Source organism: Anaeromyxobacter sp. PSR-1, from assembly GCF_000964525.1.
Taxonomy (GTDB): domain Bacteria; phylum Myxococcota; class Myxococcia; order Myxococcales; family Anaeromyxobacteraceae; genus Anaeromyxobacter.
Window position 1 is genome coordinate 1 of the sequence record NZ_BAZG01000089.1, and the last position, 16,555, is coordinate 16,555.

The 16,555-nt window shown below is 76.3% G+C and carries 14 protein-coding genes and 1 pseudogene; 9 read left to right on the forward strand and 6 right to left on the reverse strand.

The window, feature by feature from the left end; all coding sequences use genetic code 11:
• Positions 1 to 712, reverse strand: a pseudogene (locus tag PSR1_RS13805) (glycosyltransferase); the annotation flags it as partial.
• Complete coding sequence (locus PSR1_RS13810) at positions 709 to 1,836, reverse strand: glycosyltransferase (RefSeq protein WP_059438105.1); 1,128 nt, start codon at positions 1,834 to 1,836, stop codon at positions 709 to 711. The pseudogene PSR1_RS13805 and the gene PSR1_RS13810, both read right to left, overlap by 4 nt.
• A 238-nt stretch (positions 1,837 to 2,074) precedes the next feature.
• Between PSR1_RS13810 and PSR1_RS13815 the strand changes: the two genes are divergently transcribed.
• The 8 genes from PSR1_RS13815 to PSR1_RS13850 all read left to right on the forward strand — a co-directional run bounded on the left by PSR1_RS13815 (position 2,075) and on the right by PSR1_RS13850 (position 11,408).
• Positions 2,075 to 3,193, forward strand: a complete 1,119-nt coding sequence (locus PSR1_RS13815; RefSeq protein ID WP_059438106.1) for an NAD-dependent epimerase/dehydratase family protein — start codon at positions 2,075 to 2,077, stop codon at positions 3,191 to 3,193.
• On the forward strand, positions 3,190 to 4,248 hold the full coding sequence (locus tag PSR1_RS13820; protein ID WP_059438107.1) for an NAD-dependent epimerase/dehydratase family protein: 1,059 nt from the start codon (positions 3,190 to 3,192) through the stop codon (positions 4,246 to 4,248). The genes PSR1_RS13815 and PSR1_RS13820 overlap by 4 nt, the downstream gene beginning before the upstream one ends.
• Positions 4,249 to 5,208, forward strand: coding sequence for a zinc-binding dehydrogenase (locus tag PSR1_RS13825; RefSeq protein WP_059438108.1), 960 nt, complete (start codon positions 4,249 to 4,251; stop codon positions 5,206 to 5,208). It begins immediately after the preceding gene.
• Positions 5,205 to 6,218, forward strand: coding sequence for a Gfo/Idh/MocA family protein (locus PSR1_RS13830; protein WP_059438109.1), 1,014 nt, complete (start codon positions 5,205 to 5,207; stop codon positions 6,216 to 6,218). The genes PSR1_RS13825 and PSR1_RS13830 overlap by 4 nt, the downstream gene beginning before the upstream one ends.
• 6 nt (positions 6,219 to 6,224) lie before the next feature.
• On the forward strand, positions 6,225 to 7,352 hold the full coding sequence (locus PSR1_RS13835; RefSeq protein WP_059438110.1) for a glycosyltransferase: 1,128 nt from the start codon (positions 6,225 to 6,227) through the stop codon (positions 7,350 to 7,352).
• Positions 7,349 to 8,434 (forward strand): glycosyltransferase, encoded by a 1,086-nt coding sequence (locus PSR1_RS13840; RefSeq protein WP_059438111.1) that lies wholly within the window; start codon positions 7,349 to 7,351, stop codon positions 8,432 to 8,434. The genes PSR1_RS13835 and PSR1_RS13840 overlap by 4 nt, the downstream gene beginning before the upstream one ends.
• Complete coding sequence (locus PSR1_RS13845; RefSeq protein ID WP_059438112.1) at positions 8,431 to 9,510, forward strand: AI-2E family transporter; 1,080 nt, start codon at positions 8,431 to 8,433, stop codon at positions 9,508 to 9,510. The genes PSR1_RS13840 and PSR1_RS13845 overlap by 4 nt, the downstream gene beginning before the upstream one ends.
• Before the next feature lie 80 nt (positions 9,511 to 9,590).
• The gene (locus PSR1_RS13850) at positions 9,591 to 11,408 is read left to right on the forward strand and encodes an ABC transporter ATP-binding protein (protein WP_059438113.1); all 1,818 of its coding nucleotides are present in this window, start codon (positions 9,591 to 9,593) and stop codon (positions 11,406 to 11,408) included.
• 47 nt (positions 11,409 to 11,455) lie between these two features.
• On the opposite strand, the gene PSR1_RS13855 is transcribed toward PSR1_RS13850, so the two are convergent.
• The gene (locus PSR1_RS13855; protein WP_059438114.1) at positions 11,456 to 12,280 is read right to left on the reverse strand and encodes a metal-dependent hydrolase; all 825 of its coding nucleotides are present in this window, start codon (positions 12,278 to 12,280) and stop codon (positions 11,456 to 11,458) included.
• 389 nt (positions 12,281 to 12,669) lie between these two features.
• Here PSR1_RS13855 and PSR1_RS13860 point away from each other — a divergent pair, with 389 nt between their 5' ends.
• On the forward strand, positions 12,670 to 13,572 hold the full coding sequence (locus PSR1_RS13860) for an RNA polymerase factor sigma-32 (RefSeq protein WP_059438115.1): 903 nt from the start codon (positions 12,670 to 12,672) through the stop codon (positions 13,570 to 13,572).
• 65 nt (positions 13,573 to 13,637) lie between these two features.
• On the opposite strand, the gene PSR1_RS13865 is transcribed toward PSR1_RS13860, so the two are convergent.
• The 3 genes from PSR1_RS13865 to PSR1_RS13875 form a co-directional block, all read right to left on the reverse strand.
• Positions 13,638 to 14,402: an SDR family NAD(P)-dependent oxidoreductase gene (locus tag PSR1_RS13865; protein WP_059438116.1), complete on the reverse strand. Its 765-nt coding sequence runs from the start codon at positions 14,400 to 14,402 to the stop codon at positions 13,638 to 13,640.
• 10 nt (positions 14,403 to 14,412) lie between these two features.
• Positions 14,413 to 15,990, reverse strand: coding sequence for a HAMP domain-containing sensor histidine kinase (locus PSR1_RS13870; protein ID WP_059438117.1), 1,578 nt, complete (start codon positions 15,988 to 15,990; stop codon positions 14,413 to 14,415).
• Positions 15,987 to 16,555, reverse strand: a 569-nt coding sequence (locus PSR1_RS13875; RefSeq protein ID WP_059438118.1) for a hypothetical protein, incomplete at its 5' end; no start/stop codon positions are given. The genes PSR1_RS13870 and PSR1_RS13875, both read right to left, overlap by 4 nt.

Here is a 16,555-nt window from a genome sequence, read left to right on the forward strand (position 1 = left end):
TGGCGGGCCAGTCGAGGCCGGGCGGGTACTGCGGGCCCGCCACCACGAAGCGGCGGCCGGGGTGGCGCCGCGCCGGCTCGAGCAGCAGCCGCTCCAGCGCGGGCTGGCGGTCGGCGCCGTAGGTGCCGACGTAGCCGAGGTCCCAGCGCGGCGCCGCGCCGGGCGCGGCGGCCGGGCGGTGCACCTCCGGGTCGGCGCTGCAGTAGAGCGCCCGCGCGGCGGGCGCGCCCAGCTCGCGCTCGATGCGCGCGAGCATGGGACCGCCGGTGAAGGACAGGTACAGGTCGAAGCCGGGCACGAGCGCCGGGGTGAGGTACTCGCACTCGCCGCGGACGAGCCGGGCCACCGTGACCGGCGTGTCGATGTCGTAGAACGCGGTGACGCCGCGCGCGAGCTCCTGCACCAGCGCGCCCACCTCCACGCCGTCCGGCACGTACGAGCCGACCACCGCGAGGTCCGCGCGGCGGAGCGTCTCCCCCAGCCGCTCGCGCAGCTCGGCCCCCGACCGGTACAGCTCGAGCCGGCAGAACGCGGGGGCGGCGAGGTCGCGGTTCGCGGCGTACCAGGGCACGTCGCGCTCCAGGAACGTGACGCGGTGCCCGGCGGCGGCGAGGGCGCGGCACAGCGCGCGGTAGGTGGTGGCGTGCCCGTTGCCCCAAGACGACGTGATGGAGAGCCCCACGAACACCACGTCGAGCGCGCCGGCCGTCATTCGGCCCAGCCCTGGGCGAGGGCGCGCTCGGGGGCGGGCCGGACGCCGGGCACCCCCAGCGCGGCCTCCACCACCTCGGCGCGCTGCGCGTAGGTGTGCTCGGCGAGCACCCGCCGGCGGGCGGCGGCGCCGACGCGCCGGGCGCGGGCCGCGTCCAGCCCGTCCACCAGCGCGGCCACCTCGTCGCCGTCGCGGGCGACCAGGATCTCCTCGCCGGGCGCGAGGAACCGCTCGATCCCGTCCCACGCGTCGGTCACGAGGCAGGCGCCCGCGCCGGCCGCCTCGAACACGCGGGTGGCGGGGGAGAAGCCGTTCGCGGCCATGCTGTCGCGCGAGACGTTCAGCACCGCCAGCGCGGTGGAGTTCCAGGCGTTGTGATCGGCGGTGCCCACGTGGCCGGCGCGCCGCACGTTCGGCGGCACCGCCCGGTCCTGCCAGCCCGCCCCGCCGAGCAGGAACCGCCGCCCGGGCAGGGCCGCGGCCGGGCGCAGGAAGAACTCCTCCACGCGCGCCTCGCGATCGGGCAGGCGGTTGGCGAGCAGCGCCAGGTCGGCCTCGAAGCGCGGGTCGGGCGCCGCCGGGTGGTGCGTGGCGGGATCGAGCGCGTTGTAGACCGGGACGCAGCGCCGCGCGCCGCACGCCGCGTAGGCGCGGACCACCGGGTCGCCTCCACCATACGTGAACACGAGGTCGTACCGGGGCACCAGCGCGCGGAACGGGTCGGCCGGGTCGGCGGCCAGGCGGGCCAGCGTGGCGGGCGCGTCCACGTCCCAGAACGCCACCCGGTTCCCCGGCCGGCGCAGCCCCGCCACCCGCGCCTCCAGCAGGGCGTCGTGGACGCCCACCCCGCTCGCCTTCACCACCAGATCCGCCCGGGCGGCCTCCTCGAGGCAGCGCTCCAGCGCGGCGGGATCGCCCGGATCCCAGACCACCGAGCGCGCGTACGGTGGATCCGGGATGTCCCGGTGCCGTTGACGGTCGAACGCGTCGGGCTCGTAGAAGGTGAGCGCGTGGCCGCGCGCGTGGAGCGCGCGGGCGAGCCCGCGGTAGTAGGTGGCCGCCCCGTTCCAGTAGGCGGACACCAGGCTCGAGGCGAAGAAGGCGATCCGAAGCCGTTCGGGCATGGGTGTGACGGGCGGCCTCCGGGCCATCCGCTCGACGAAATCTAGGGTGTCGATCCCCCGCCCGCAGTCTGCGCCGAGCGGCCGGGCGTCGCTCGGCGCTGCGCCGCACGCCCGAGGAGCGTTCCCCCGCGAGGCGTGCACGTTGCCCGGTCACGCACCTGTCCGCACGTTTCGCGAGGAGGGCCGCCCTTCACGCCCGGGGGACGGAGCGGAGGGCGGGCCCAGGGACGGCACACGCATGAGCGGACGGAGGATCCTCATCACCGGCGGCGCGGGCTTCATCGGGTCGCACCTGGCCGACCACCTGCTCGCGCACGGCCACGCCGTGCGCGCGCTCGACGTCCTTTCACCCCAGGTGCACGGCCCGGGCGCGGCGCGCCCCGCCTACCTCGCCCGGGAGGTGGAGCTGCAGGTCGGCGACGTGCGCGACCCGGAGGCGGTGCGCCGCGCGCTGCGCGGGGTGGACGCGGTGGTGCACCTCGCCGCGGCGGTCGGCGTCGGCCAGAGCATGTACGAGGTGGAGCGCTACGTCGGCGTGAACGACCTCGGGACCGCCACCCTGCTCCAGGCGCTCATCGAGCGCCCGGTGGAGCGGCTCGTGGTGGCGTCGTCGATGAGCCTGTACGGCGAGGGGCTGTACCGCGACGCGCGCGGCCGCCCGGTCACCGCGGAGCGGACCCGGGCGCAGCTCCTGGCGCGGCGCTGGGAGCCGGCCGGGGAGGGCGGCGCGGCGCTCGAGCCGGTGCCGACGCCGGAGACGAAGCCGCCGGCGCTCGCGTCGATCTACGCGCTCTCGAAGTACGACCAGGAGCGGATGAGCCTGCTGGTGGGCGAGGCGTACGGCATCGCCACCGTCGCGCTGCGCTTCTTCAACGTGTACGGCACGCGCCAGGCGCTCTCGAACCCGTACACCGGCGTCCTCGCCATCTTCGCGGCGCGCTACCTCAACGGCCGTCCCCCGCTGGTCAACGAGGACGGCGTGCAGCGCCGCGACTTCGTGTCGGTGCGCGACGTGGCCGAGGCCTGCCGGCTGGCGCTGACGGTGCCGGGCGCGGCCGGGCAGGTGCTGAACGTCGGCAGCGGCCGCAGCTTCACCGTCCTCGAGGTGGCCGAGCGGCTGGCCGTGGCGCTGGGCCGCGAGGAGCTCCGGCCCGAGGTGACGCAGCGGTACCGCGTGGGCGACATCCGCCACTGCTTCGCGGACATCTCGCGGGCGCGCGCCGTGCTCGGCTACGCGCCGGCGGTGGCGTTCGACGACGGGCTGGCGGAGCTGGCCGGGTGGCTGGAGGGCCAGATCGCGCACGACCGGGTGGGCGAGGCGAGCGCGGAGCTGGCCGCGCGGGGGCTGTCGCTGTGATCGCCGAGCGCGTGCTGGTGGTGGGCGGGGCGGGGTTCATCGGCGCGAACCTCGCGCACCGGCTGCTCTCGTCCGGGACGCGGGTGCGGATCCTCGACAGCCTGGCGCGCCCGGGGGTGGAGCGGAACCTGGCCTGGCTGCGCGCCACGCACGGCGACCGGCTCGAGGTGATCGCGGGCGACGTGCGCGACCCGGGCGCGGCGGCGCGGGCGGTGGAGGGCGCGGCGGCGGTGTTCCACCTGGCCGCGCAGGTGGCGGTGACCACCTCGCTCGTGGACCCGGTCCAGGACTTCGAGGTCAACGCCCGCGGCACCCTCAACGTGCTGGAGGCGGTGCGCCGCCAGGACCCGCCGCCCTTCGTGCTCTTCACGTCCACCAACAAGGTCTACGGCGCGCTCGAGGACGTGCTCCTCGAGGACGCCGGCCGGCGGTACGCTCCGGTCGATCCGGGGCTGCACCGCGGGATCTCCGAGGCGCGGAACCTCGCCTTCCACTCGCCGTACGGCTGCTCCAAGGGCGCCGCCGAGCAGTACGTGCTCGACTGGGCGCGCACCTACGGCGTGCCCGCCACCGTGTTCCGGATGAGCTGCATCTACGGGCCGCACCAGCTCGGCACCGAGGACCAGGGCTGGGTGGCGCACTTCCTCATCCAGGCCATGGCCCGGCGGCCCATCACGCTCTACGGCGACGGGAAGCAGGTGCGCGACATCCTGTTCGTGGAGGACCTGCTCGACGCGTTCCTGGCGGCGCGCGAGCGCCCGCGCGAGGTGGCCGGGCGCGCCTTCAACCTCGGGGGCGGACCCGACAACACGGTGAGCCTGCTCGAGCTGCTCGAGCTCGTCGAGGCGCTGGAGGGCGTGCGCCCCCGGGTGACGCTCGAGCCGTGGCGCCTCGCCGACCAGCGCTGGTACGTGTCCGATCCCTCCGCCTTCGCGGCGCTGGCCGGCTGGGCGCCGCGCACCGGCGTCCGGGAGGGCGTGGGGCGTCTGCACGCGTGGCTCGCGGCGGCGGCGCGGCCGCAGCGCCCGGCCGCGCTCGGGGAGGCGGCGACCTAGATGGCCGCGCGCATGCGCGCCGCGGTGCTGGCGGGCCCGCGGCGGATCGAGCTCGCCGAGGTGGAGCGGCCCCGGCCCGGGCCGGGGCAGGTGCTGGTGCGCCTGCACGGCTGCGGCGTGTGCGGCTCCAACCTGGCGCCGTGGCAGGGGCGGGCCTGGTTCACCTATCCGTTCGCGCCGGGCGTGCCGGGCCACGAGGGCTGGGGCGTGGTGGAGCGGCTGGGCGCGGGCGTCGAGGGGCTGGTGGAGGGGCAGCGGGTGGCGCTGCTCTCCGGGGCCGCCTTCGCGGACTACGACCTCGCCGCCGCCGACCGCGTCCTGCCCATCCCGGACGGCGTCGCCGGCGCGTTCCCCGGCGAGGCGCTCGGCTGCGCGGTGAACGTGTTCCGCCGGGCCGCCATCGCGCAGGGCGACACGGTGGCGGTGGTGGGGGCGGGCTTCCTCGGGCTGGTGGTCCTCCGCCTGGCGGCGCTGGCCGGGGCGCGGGTGCTGGCGCTCTCGCGCCGGGAGACGTCGCTCGGGCTGGCGCGGCGCTTCGGGGCGGACGAGGCCATCCCGACCGGCGATCCCGGGGCCGCCGAGGCGCGCGTCCGGGATCTCACCGGCGGGCGCATGTGCGAGGTGGTGGTCGAGGCGATCGGCTCGCAGGAGGCGCTGGACCTCGCCTCCCGGCTGGTGGCCGAGGGCGGGCGGCTCGCCATCGCCGGCTACCACCAGGACGGCCCCCGGACCGTGGACATGCAGTCGTGGAACTGGCGCGGGATCGACGTCGTGAACGCCCACGAGCGCGATCTCGCGGTCCAGCGGGAGGGGGTCCTCGCGGCGGCGCGGCTGGTGGCGGAGGAGCGGCTCGATCCCGGGCCGCTCTACCGGAGCTTTCCGCTCGACCGGCTCGCCGACGCATTCCAGGCGATGGAGGAGCGGCCGGACGGCTTCGTGAAGGCCCTCGTCACCCCATGATCGCGTACCCATCGGCCGGCCCGGCGCGCCCGCGGCTCGGCTTCCTCGGCGTCGGCTGGATCGGCCGGCACCGCCTGCGCGCCATCCTCGAGTCCGGCGCGGCCACCGCCGCCGCGCTCGCCGATCCGAGCGCCGCCGCGGCCCGCGAGGCCGCCTCGGCGCTGGACGGCTGCCTGGTGGTGCCCGACCTCGACGCGCTGCTCGACCTGGGCGTGGACGGGGTGGTCATCGCCACGCCGTCGGCCCTGCACGCGGAGCAGGCGGTGCGGGCGCTGCGGCGCGGGGTGGCGGTGTTCTGCCAGAAGCCGCTCGCGCGGACCGCGCCGGAGGCGCGGCGGGTGGTGGAGGCGGCGCGCGCCGCCGACCGGCTCCTCGGCGTGGACCTCTCGTACCGCCACGTGGCGGGCATGGACCGGGTGCGCGCGCTCGTCGCGGAGGGCGCGCTCGGCGAGGTGTACGCCGCGCACCTCTCCTTCCACAACGCGTACGGGCCGGACAAGTCCTGGTTCTACGACGCGCGCCTCTCCGGCGGCGGCTGCCTGGTGGACCTCGGGATCCACCTGGTGGACCTGGCGCTCTGGACGCTGGGCGGTCCCGGGGTGGACACGGTGAGCGCGACGCTGCGCTCGGGCGGGAAGCGGCTGCGCGGCCGAGAGAGCGGCCTCGTGGAGGACTACGCCGCCGCCCAGCTCGAGCTGGGGAACGGCACCGCCGTGCAGCTCTCCTGCTCGTGGCGCCTCTCCGCCGGCCAGGACTGCGCCATCGAGGCCGCGTTCTACGGCACCCGGGGCGGCGCGGCGCTCCGCAACGTCCACGGGTCCTTCTACGACTTCCTGGTGGAGCGCTTCCACGGCACGCGCCGCGAGCTGCTGGCCGCCCCGCCCGACGCGTGGGGCGGCCGGGCCGCGGTGGCCTGGGCGCGCGCGCTCGCGGCGGGCGGCCGCTACGACCCGGCGGTCGAGTCGATCCTCGACGTCCAGGCCACCCTGGACCGGATCTACGAGGCGTGACCGACCGTGAAGATCCTCCTGCACGCCGACGCGGTGGGGGGCGTCCTCACCTACGCGCTGGAGCTCGCGGCGGCCCTGGCGGCCCGCGGCGCCGCGGTGGTGCTCGCCACCGAGGGCGGCCCGGTGCCGGAGGGCGCGCGCCGGCGGCTGCGCGCCGTCCCGGGGCTGGTGCACGAGGAGGCCGGCTTCCGGCTCGAGTGGATGGACGAGCCCTGGGACGACGTGGCCCGCGCCGGCGAGTGGCTGCTCGGGATCGAGCGGCGCGAGCGCCCGGACGTGGTGCACCTCGGCGCGTTCGCGCACGGCCGCCTCCCGTTCCGCGCGCCGCGCCTGGTGGTGGGCCACTCCTGCGTGGTCTCCTGGTACGAGGCGGTCCGCGGCGAGCCGCCGCCGTCGGCATGGGACCGCTACCGCAGCGCGGTGCGCGAGGGCCTCGCCGCGGCGGACGCGGTCGCCGCCCCCAGCGCCGCCATGGCGCGCGCGCTGGCGCGCCACCACGGCCCGCTGGCGCCGCCGGCGGTGATCCCGAACGGCCGCGACCCGGCGCGCTTCCCGCCCGGCGAGAAGGCGGCGCTGGTCATGGGCGCGGGCCGCCTCTGGGACGAGGCGAAGGGCGCGGCGGCGCTGGCGCGGGTCGCGCCCAGGCTCCCGTGGCCGGTGGCGATCGCGGGCGAGGCCCGCGCGCCCGGGGGGACGGATGCGCCGCCGCCCGGGCCCGCCACCGGCGATCCGACCCCGCGCGCGCTGCCGCCCGGGCCCGCCCACCTGCTCGGGCGCCTCGAGGAGGCGGACCTCGCCGCCTGGCTCGCGCGCGCGGCGGTGTTCGCGCACCCCGCCCGCTACGAGCCGTTCGGGCTGGCGGTGCTGGAGGCGGCGCTGGCGGGGTGCGCGCTGGTGCTCGCCGACCTCGAGAGCCTGCGCGAGACCTGGGACGGCTGCGCCGAGTGGGTCCCGCCCCGGGACGACGCGGCGCTCGCCGCGGCGCTGCGCAGGCTCTGCGGAGATCCGGGGCGGCGCGAGGCGCTCGCGGTCCGCGCCCGGACGCGCGCGCTCCGGCTCGGGCCCGGCCCGATGGCGGACGCGTACCTCGACCTCTACCGCGGGCTCGCCGCCCGCGCCGGAGCCCGGCCGTGAAGATCGCGCTCTTCGTCCACTCGCTCCGCTCCGACTGGAACCACGGGAACGCCCACTTCCTGCGCGGGGTCGCCTCGGAGCTGGTCCACCGCGGCCACGCCGTCACCGCCTGGGAGGCGCTCGGCGCCTGGAGCGCGGAGAACCTGGTGCGCGACCACGGCGCCGCGGCGCTCGAGGCGTGGCGCGAGGCCTACCCGGAGCTCCCGGTCCGCACCTACGCGCCCGGCGCGCTCGACGCGGCCGAGGCGCTGGACGGCGTGGACCTGGCGCTCGTGCACGAGTGGAACGACCCCGAGGTGGTGGCGCGGGTCGGCGCCGAGCGCGCCCGGCGTCCGTCGCTCCGGCTCCTGTTCCACGACACGCACCACCGCGCCGTGACCGCGCCCGGCGAGCTGGCCCGCTTCGACCTGTCCCGCTACGACGGCGTGCTCGCGTTCGGCGAGGTGCTGGCCGGGATCTGGCGCGCGCGCGGCTTCGAGGGGCGCGCCTTCACCTGGCACGAGGCGGCCGACGTCCGCCGCTTCCACCCGCGCGCCGGGGCGCCGGAGGGCGACCTGGTGTTCGTGGGGAACTGGGGCGACGAGGAGCGCACCGCCGAGCTGGCCGAGTTCCTGCTCGGGCCGGTGCGGGCGCTCGGTATCTCCGCGACGGTGCACGGCGTGCGCTACCCGGAGGCCGGCCTGCGCGCGCTCGCCGCCGCCGGGATCGCCTACCGCGGCTACCTGCCGAACCACCGTGCCCCGGAGGTGCTCGCGCGCCACCGCGTCACCGTGCACGTGCCGCGGCGGCCGTACGCCGAGGCGCTGCCGGGCATCCCCACCATCCGGCCGTTCGAGGCGCTCGCCTGCGGGGTCCCGCTGGTGAGCGCGCCGTGGCGGGACGCCGAGCGGCTGTTCCGCCCCGGGGTGGACTTCCTGGTCGCGCGCGACGGCGCCGAGATGGCGCGCCACCTGCGCGCGGTGCTGTCGGAGCCGGGGCTGGCGCGGGAGCTGGCCGCGAACGGGCTCGAGACCGTCCGCGCGCGCCACACCTGCGCGCACCGCGCCGACGCGCTGCTCGCCATCGCGGCGGGGCTGGGGTGAGCGCCGCCGCGCCGCCGCCGGCGCCGGGCGGGCACGAGGCCCGGGCCGCGGCGCGCGCGCTGACCGTGCTCGCGGTGGCGGCGGGGTTCGGCTTCCTGTGGGTGGCGCGCGACCTGCTCGTGCCGACGGCGCTCGGCGTCACGCTGGCGCTCTCGGTCCACCCGCTGGTCGCGGCGCTGGAGCGGCGCGGGCTCTCGCGCACGCTCGCCGCGATCGCGGGCACGCTGCTGACGGTGGCGGTGCTCGCCGCCATCGGCTGGGTGCTCTGGGATCGCATCGCCGCCTTCGCCGACGAGCTGCCCGGCTACGAGGGGCGGCTCCGCGAGGCCGCCGCCGGGATCCGGCGCCACGCGGCGCACCTTCAGGCGCAGTCCGAGCAGCTGGTCCAGACGCCGCGCCGCCCGGGCGAGGTGAAGGTGCAGGAGACGGTGCCCTGGGCCACGCTGCTCGTCGGCACCGCGCAGGGCGCGCTCACGCTGGCCGGCCAGGCGACGGTGGTGGTGTTCGTCCTGTACTTCACGCTGGCGGAGGGACCGCGCTTCCGCGCGAAGCTGCTCGCCCGCGCCGAGCGCCGCCCGGGCGGGCGGGCCCGGGTCCTCGCCGCGCTGGAGGAGCTCCACCGCGACGTGGAGCAGTACATGCTGAACCGGGTGGCGCTGAACGCGATCCTGGGCCTGGTGACCTGGGGCGTGTACGCGCTGTACGGGCTCGAGCACGCCGCCATCTGGGGGATCACCACCGCGCTCCTGCACTTCATCCCGTACGTCGGGCCGGCGCTGGGCCTGTTCCTGCCCGCCGCCATGGCGCTCCTGCAGTACGGCACGGTGAAGGACGTGGCGCTGGTGGCCGCGATCTACCTCGCCCTCGTCAACGTGCAGGGGAACGTGGTGGACCCGGTGTTCCTCGGGAAGCAGCTGCGGCTCTCGCCGCTGGTGGTCTTCCTCGGCTCGCTGTTCTGGTTCTGGCTGTGGGGGCCGGTGGGGCTGTTCCTGGCGGTGCCGCTCCTCTCCACGGTGCGGATCGTCTGCCGCCACCTCCCGCGCTACCGGGTGGTCGCGACCTTCCTCGCCGGCTGACCGGGCGGGCGTGCGCGCGCCCGCCCGCGCCGGCCACGCCCCGCGGGAAGACGCCCGGGCGCCGGCGGGTTCCGGGGGGCGTGACCACGACCGCTGCCGCCCATCCCCCCGGCCGCGCCGGGCGCCGCCGGGGCGGGCTGCTGCGCGCGGCCGAGTTCCTGGTCCCGTTCCGCCTGCCCATCGCCGGCATCCTGCTGGTGGCGCTGACGCTCGCGGGCGTGAACGCGGCCGAGCCGCTGGCGCTGAAGCGCATCTTCGATTCGCTCGCGCTGGCGCGCGGCTGGGACGCGCTCGCGCTCGGGCAGGGCGGCCGCCGCCTGGGGGAGGGCATCCTCGCCCTGGTGGTGCTGGGCCTGCTGCGCGAGGCGTTCACGGCCACCTCGAACTGGCTCACCTGGCGGACCCGCATCGGCATCCAGTACCGCCTCACCGAGGCCACCGTGGAGCGCCTGCACCGGCTCCCGCTCACGTTCCACCGCGCCGAGGGCGTCGGCGCGCTCATGACCCGGCTCGATCGCTCGATCCAGGGGCTGGTGGGCGCGCTCTCCGACCTCGCGTTCAACGTGGTGCCGGCCGCGGCGTACCTGGTGCTCTCGGTGGTGGTGATGCTGCGGCTGGAGTGGCGGCTGGCGCTGCTGGTGCTGGCGTTCGCGCCGCTCCCGGCGCTCATCGCGCGGCTGGCCGCGCCCATGCAGACGCGCCGCGAGCGCACGCTGCTGGACCGCTGGGTGCACATCTACTCGCGGTTCAACGAGGTGCTCTCCGGCATCGTGACGGTGAAGAGCTTCACCATGGAGGAGGCGGAGAAGCGCCGCTTCCTCGACGAGGTGAACTCGGCCAACGAGGTGGTGATCCGCGGCGTGGGCGTGGACGCCGGGGTGGGCGCCGCGCAGAACCTGGTGCAGATCGCGGCCCGCGTGGCCGCGCTGACGCTGGGCGGGGTGCTGGTGCTGCGCGGGCAGATGACCGCCGGCACGCTGGTGGCGTTCCTCGGCTACGTGGGCGGCCTGTTCGGCCCGGTGCTGGGCCTCGCCGGCGTCTACAAGACGCTCCGCACCGCGCAGGTGTCCGTCGAGGAGGTGTACGCGATCCTCGACGCGCAGGACCTGCTCGGCGACGCGCCGGACGCGCGCGAGATGGTGCGCCTGCGCGGCGACGTGCGCTGGGAGCGCGTGCGCTTCGCCTACCCGGGCGGCGGCCCGCCGCTCCTCGACGGCGTGGACCTGCACGTCCGCGAGGGCGAGCGCGTCGCCATCGTCGGCCCGTCCGGCTCGGGCAAGTCCACGCTGGTGTCGCTGGTGCAGCGCTTCTACGATCCGACCGAGGGCGTGGTGCGGGTGGACGGCATCGACGTCCGCAAGCTCAAGCAGGTGGCGCTCCGGCGCCAGATCGGCGTGGTGTTCCAGGACTCGCTGCTGTTCAACGAGTCGGTCCTCGCCAACATCGCCTACGGCCGGCCGGGCGCCACCCGCGCCGAGATCGAGGCGGCCGCGCGCGCCGCCAACGCCCACGACTTCATCGTGCGGCTGCCGCAGGGCTACGACACGGTGGTGGGCGAGCGCGGCAGCCGGCTCTCGGTGGGCGAGCGCCAGCGCGTCTCGATCGCGCGCACGCTGCTGAAGCAGCCGGCGATCCTCATCCTCGACGAGCCCACCTCGGCGCTCGACGCCGAGTCGGAGGCGCTGGTCTCGGAGGCGCTGGCCCGCGTCTCCCGGCGCCGCACCACCCTCGTCATCGCGCACCGCCTCTCCACCGTGGTGGACGCGGACCGGATCGTGGTGCTGCGCGAGGGGCGCATCGTCGAGCAGGGCCGGCACGCCGAGCTGGTCGCCCGCGGCGGCCACTACGCCAGCCTGGTGGCGAAGCAGACCCGCGGGATGTTCCCGCTGGCGGCGTGACGGGGCGGCGCGCGCCGGGGGCCGCCGGCGCGCGCCCGCCGAGGCGCCTAGAACCCCGCCGGCTTGCCCGGCTCGAGCACCCGCACCTCGGCCTTGCCCTTCAGCGCCGCCCGCAGCTCCTCCGGCGTCCCCGCGATCGCCGGGAACGTGCCGAAGTGCATGGGCACCACGGTGCGGGGCCGCACGTAGCTCACCGCGATCGCGGCGGCCTTCGGGTCCATGGTGAAGTGGCCGCCGATGCAGGTCAGCATCACGTCCACCCGGCCGAAGCGCTCCGGGAGCTGCTTCATGTCCTGCGTCAGGTCGGTGTCGCCCGTGTGGTAGATCGTCGGGCCGCCCTTCACCTGGATCACGAAGCCCATCGGGTTTCCGCCGGGGTGCACGGCGCCCTTGTCGTCGGCGAACCCGGAGCTGTGGACCGCGGCGACCATGGTGACCGCGGCGTCGCCGGCCTGGATCGTGCCGCCCATGTTCCCGAGCGTCTCCATCCCGGCCTGGTCCTTCGGGTAGCCGGCCGCGACGAGCGAGCTCCCCAGGTCGAAGTTGGTGATGAGCTTCGCCCCGGTGCGCTTCGCGATCGCGATGGCGTCGCCCACGTGGTCGAAGTGGCCGTGGCTGACGAGGATGTAGTCCACCTTCGGGAGCTTCCCGGCGAGGCCGGGCTCGGGCGCCTTGGGGTTCGAGAGCCACGGATCGATGGCGAGCACGGTGCCGCCGGGCGTCGTCACCACGAAGGCCGCGTGGCCGTACCAGGTGACCTCGGTCTTGCCGCGCGCGGCCTTCGGCTGGGCGGAGGCGGCGAGGGGCGCGGCGGCGAGCGCCGCGAGGGCGAGCGCGGCGAGGCGCGCGAGGGGGCGTGAGGCGGACGGCATCCGGGGCTCCTTTCGATCGCGCCCGGAGCGGGCGCGGACGAAGCGGTCTTCTAGCGCCCCGGTGGGCAGCGGGGCGGACTCGTTCGGGGATGTAGGCATCACCCTGCGTGAATGCCCCTGGGCGGCGCCGCGCCGGGCGAGCGCGAGCGCGGCCTTCCGCCCACGGGCCGCACGCCAGCCCGCACGCGGGGTGTGCCCCCGAGCCGGCGCACCTGTCGCGCTTACCGGATCGCCCGCGTCGAAGTTACAGGCACGGCCGGGGATCGAGGCTCGACGCCGCCGCCGGCGTGCGATCGGCGGCGATCCCGGCGCGGGCACGGGGGTTGCTGGGGCGGGACCGGGCCACGAGCTTTCCCACCCTGGACGAGCAATCCCACCCTGGAGGAGAGATGAACCGACCGAGCACCGCGAGCAGCACCCTCGACCAGTACCTCCGCGAGATCAACCGCGTCGCGCTCCTCACGGTGGAGGAGGAGCGGCGGCTCGCCCGCCAGTTCCGCGACGAGGGGAACACCCGCGCCGGCCACCGGCTGGTGGAGGCGAACCTCCGCTTCGTGGTGAAGGTCGCCTTCGAGTACCGGTCCTACGGGCTGCGCATGGCCGACCTCATCCAGGAGGGCAACATCGGCCTGATGAAGGCGGTGCAGAAGTTCGATCCGGACAAGGAGATCCGGCTCATCTCGTACGCGGTGTGGTGGATCCGCGCCTACATCCAGAACCACATCCTGAAGTCGTGGTCGCTCGTGAAGATCGGCACGACGCAGGCGCAGCGTAAGCTCTTCTTCTCGCTGGCCCGCACCCGGCACGAGATCGAGCGGCTCACCCCCGGCGCCGGCCTGGCCGAGGAGGGCATCGACGTCGCGCTCGTCGCCAAGAAGCTCCGCGTGCGGCCGAGCGACGTGGTCGAGATGACCCAGCGCATGGAGGGCCGCGACCTCTCGCTCGACGCCCCGGTCGCCGACGGGACCAGCACGCACCTGGAGTTCACCCCCGCCGACGGCGAGCCGCAGGACGAGGAGCTGGCGCGCGCCGAGGAGGACGCGCTGCTCGCCCGCCGGGTGTCCGAGGCCATGGGGCGGCTCGACCCGCGCGAGCGGCACATCGTCGAGGCGCGGATCATGGGCGAGGGCAAGGAGACGCTGCGCGACCTCGGCCACCACTTCGGCTTCTCGCGCGAGCGCGCCCGCCAGCTCGAGATCCGGGCGCTCGAGAAGCTGCGCCGCGACCTCGAGCCGGTGGCCGACGAGATCGGCTGGCCGGTGAGCGGCGCGGAGGCGGGCGGCGCCGACTGACCGCGGCGCCCGGCGTCCGCCCGCCCCTCGACGGGCTCGGGGCGAGCGGATGATCGTGGGACCGGCTACCCGCGCTTCACCGCGAAGGGCGAGAACGCCTGCCGCTCGGGCATGAGCTCGAGCGCGTTCACGTTCACGTGCGGCGGGCGGCTCACGCACCAGAGGATCGCGTCGGCCACGTCCTCGGGGCCGAGCGGCTGCATGCCGTGGTAGACCTGCTTCGCCTTCCCGGCGTCGCCGGAGAAGCGCACCAGCGAGAACTCGGTCTCGACCATGCCCGGCTCGACCGAGGTCGCGCGCACGCCGGTGCCGATCAGGTCGGCCTTGAGGTTGAGCGTGAACTGCCGCACGAACGCCTTGGTGGCGCCGTAGACGTTGCCGCCGGGGTACGGGTAGGTTCCGGCCACCGAGGCGACGTTCACCACGTGGCCGCGGCCGCGCTCGACCATGCCCGGCAAGAGCGCCCGCGTGACCACCACCAGGCCGGTGCAGTTCGTGTCGATCATCGTCTGCCACTCGTCCACCGAGGCGCGCTGCGCCGGCTCGAGCCCGAGCGCGAGCCCGGCGTTGTTCACCAGCACCTCCACCTCGCTCCAGGCGGCGGGCAGGGTGGCGAGGCTCGCCTCCACCGCGGCGCGGTCGCGCACGTCGAGCACGAGCGGGTGGACGCGGCCGGCGTGGCGCGCGGCGAGCGCGTCGAGGCGATCGGCGCGGCGGGCGGCGGCGACGACGCGCGCGCCGGCGCCGACGAGCGCGTCCACGCAGGCCGCGCCGATCCCGGAGGTCGCGCCGGTGACGAGGGCGAGGCGGTCGGTCAGGTCGTAGGGCATGGCGCGGATTCTAACCGCGCGCCCGCCCGTCCGCGCCGGTCGATTCGCCCGCCGGGGCGAGCGGCAGCGCGACCGTGAAGGACGCGCCGCCCCCGGGCCGCTCCCCGGCCTGGATCTCCCCGCCGTGCTGCAGGACGATCTTCTTCACGATGGCGAGCCCGAGGCCGGTCCCGGTGCCCTTGGTGGTGAAGTAGGGGTCGAAGATCCGCTCGCGCAGCTCGCGCTCGATCCCCGGCCCCTCGTCCGCCACCGTCAGCACCGCCCGGTCGCGGGTGCGCGCCACCCCGAGGTGGACGCGGGCGCGCCCGGGCCGCGCCGCCTCGATCGCGTTCGCGCACAGGTTCGCCAGCACGCGGCGCATGAGCGCGCGGTCGAGCCCCACCGGGCAGCTGGGGCTGGCGCGGACCACGTCCACGTCCGCCGCCTCGGTGACCTGCGGGCTGGTGCGCACGAACTCCTCCACGAACTCGCCCAGGTCGGACGGCTCGGGCCTCACCTGCGGCAGCTTGGCGAAGCCGGAGAACTCCTCCACCAGCCGCTGCAGCGTGCCGATCTCCTCGCGCACGATCTCGCCCGCGTCCGCGAGCAGCTTCCCGAAGGCCGCGTCGCCGCCCGGCGTCGCCTTCCAGCGCGCCTCGAGCTGCTGGAAGGCGAGCTGCATGGGGGTGAGCGGGTTCTTGATCTCGTGGGCGAGCCGGCGCGCCACCTCCTGCCACCCGGAGATCTTCTCCAGGTACACGATGCGGTCGCGGCTCTCGCGCACCTCGCGCACCATCGCGTTGAACGCGCGCGCCAGCCCGGCCACCTCGTCGGCGTGGCGGCCCGGGTCCACCTGCACCGAGAGGTCGCCGGCCGCGAGCCGCCGGACCGCGCGCACCAGGTCGGACACGCGCCGGGTGGTCCGGCGGGCCAGCCAGAACCCCACCCCGGCGGCCACCACCGCCCAGGCCACCAGCAGCAGCCCGAACGCGCGCACGTAGCTGCGGCGGATCTCCGCCTGCAGCCGCTCCACGTTCTGCACCAGCTCCGCCAGCTCGCGGGACTCCGCCACCTCGGCGAAGTAGCGGGCCTCGATGGCGAACACGCACTCGAGCTGGCCGCCGCCGGGCAGGCCCACCCGCGCCGGCGCCTCGCGCCACTCGCCCTCGGGGTTCGGCGCCTGCGTCTCCGCCTCGCTCACCACCTGGCCGTCGCGCCCGGTCCAGATCACCCGCCGCAGGCGCGGGGTCCGCTCCAGGGCGCTCGCCAGGTAGGCGGAGCCGGCGGCGGGGTCGCGCGGGAGCCCGCGGGCGAGCGCGCGCGCCTGCTCGGCGTAGAGCGCCTTGCGCGCCTGGAACAGGTCGCCGTAGAGCGACGGGATCGACTCCAGCCGGTCCACGACGCGCGGATCGAGCCCGAGGGTCAGGTTCTCCTGGGCGAGCCGGCCGGCGAGCAGGATGGCGCCGAGGGGCGGGAGGCTGGCCGCGATCACCAGCGCGAGCGTGATGCGCGCCTCGAAGCGCGACATGCGCAGGTGGCCGAGCAGCCGGCGGAGCCGGCCGGGCGCGGCCGCCGCCGCGGGCGCGCGGGCGGGGCGGGGGCGGCTCATCGGGCGCCCACCTGGGCGAGCGTGAACGGGGCCGAGCGGAGCAGGTGCACGTCGGTGCCGGGGTCCGGGTCGCGGAGCAGGAAGCTCGCCACCGCCCCGAGCACGCTGCGCGAGCCGCCGCCCCCGCCGCCGCCCGCGCGGGCGCCGGCGGTGGGGTTCGCGATGTACTCGCGCGTCCGCTGGAGCTGCTCCCGCGACACCGGGTTCACCTCCACCCGCGCCTCCACCACCAGCGGCCCCGGCGGCAGGGCCCCCACGGCGCCCAGGTCCACCTCGCGCGCGTCGGACAGCAGGCGCCGCAGCGCCGCGTAGTCGGGCAGCACGCGCCGGGCGCCCGCGGGGGTGCGCCAGTCCTTCACCGTCACCGCGTAGGTCTCCTCCCAGACGTCGAACAGGATCTCGACCACCTCGCCGTAGAGCGCCGCCGGCGGGCCGCCCTCCTCGCGCGACACGGTGACGTAGATGGCGACGAGGTTGGTGAGGCCGTTGCCGAGCTGCTTCTCGAGCGCCGCGGGGAACACGGCGGAGAGGTCCAGGGTGGCCTGGAGGTGCCCGCCGCGGACCC

Excerpts from the sequence above, each read along its gene's own strand:
- PSR1_RS13815 (WP_059438106.1), top strand. The coding sequence starts at position 2,075 with ATGAGCGGACGGAGGATCCTCATCACCGGCGGCGCGGGCTTCATCGGG.
- PSR1_RS13810 (WP_059438105.1), bottom strand. The coding sequence starts at position 1,836 with ATGCCCGAACGGCTTCGGATCGCCTTCTTCGCCTCGAGCCTGGTGTCC.
- PSR1_RS13870 (WP_059438117.1), bottom strand. The coding sequence starts at position 15,990 with ATGAGCCGCCCCCGCCCCGCCCGCGCGCCCGCGGCGGCGGCCGCGCCC.
- PSR1_RS13855 (WP_059438114.1), bottom strand. The coding sequence starts at position 12,280 with ATGCCGTCCGCCTCACGCCCCCTCGCGCGCCTCGCCGCGCTCGCCCTC.
- PSR1_RS13825 (WP_059438108.1), top strand. The coding sequence starts at position 4,249 with ATGGCCGCGCGCATGCGCGCCGCGGTGCTGGCGGGCCCGCGGCGGATC.
- PSR1_RS13830 (WP_059438109.1), top strand. The coding sequence starts at position 5,205 with ATGATCGCGTACCCATCGGCCGGCCCGGCGCGCCCGCGGCTCGGCTTC.
- PSR1_RS13860 (WP_059438115.1), top strand. The coding sequence starts at position 12,670 with ATGAACCGACCGAGCACCGCGAGCAGCACCCTCGACCAGTACCTCCGC.
- PSR1_RS13865 (WP_059438116.1), bottom strand. The coding sequence starts at position 14,402 with ATGCCCTACGACCTGACCGACCGCCTCGCCCTCGTCACCGGCGCGACC.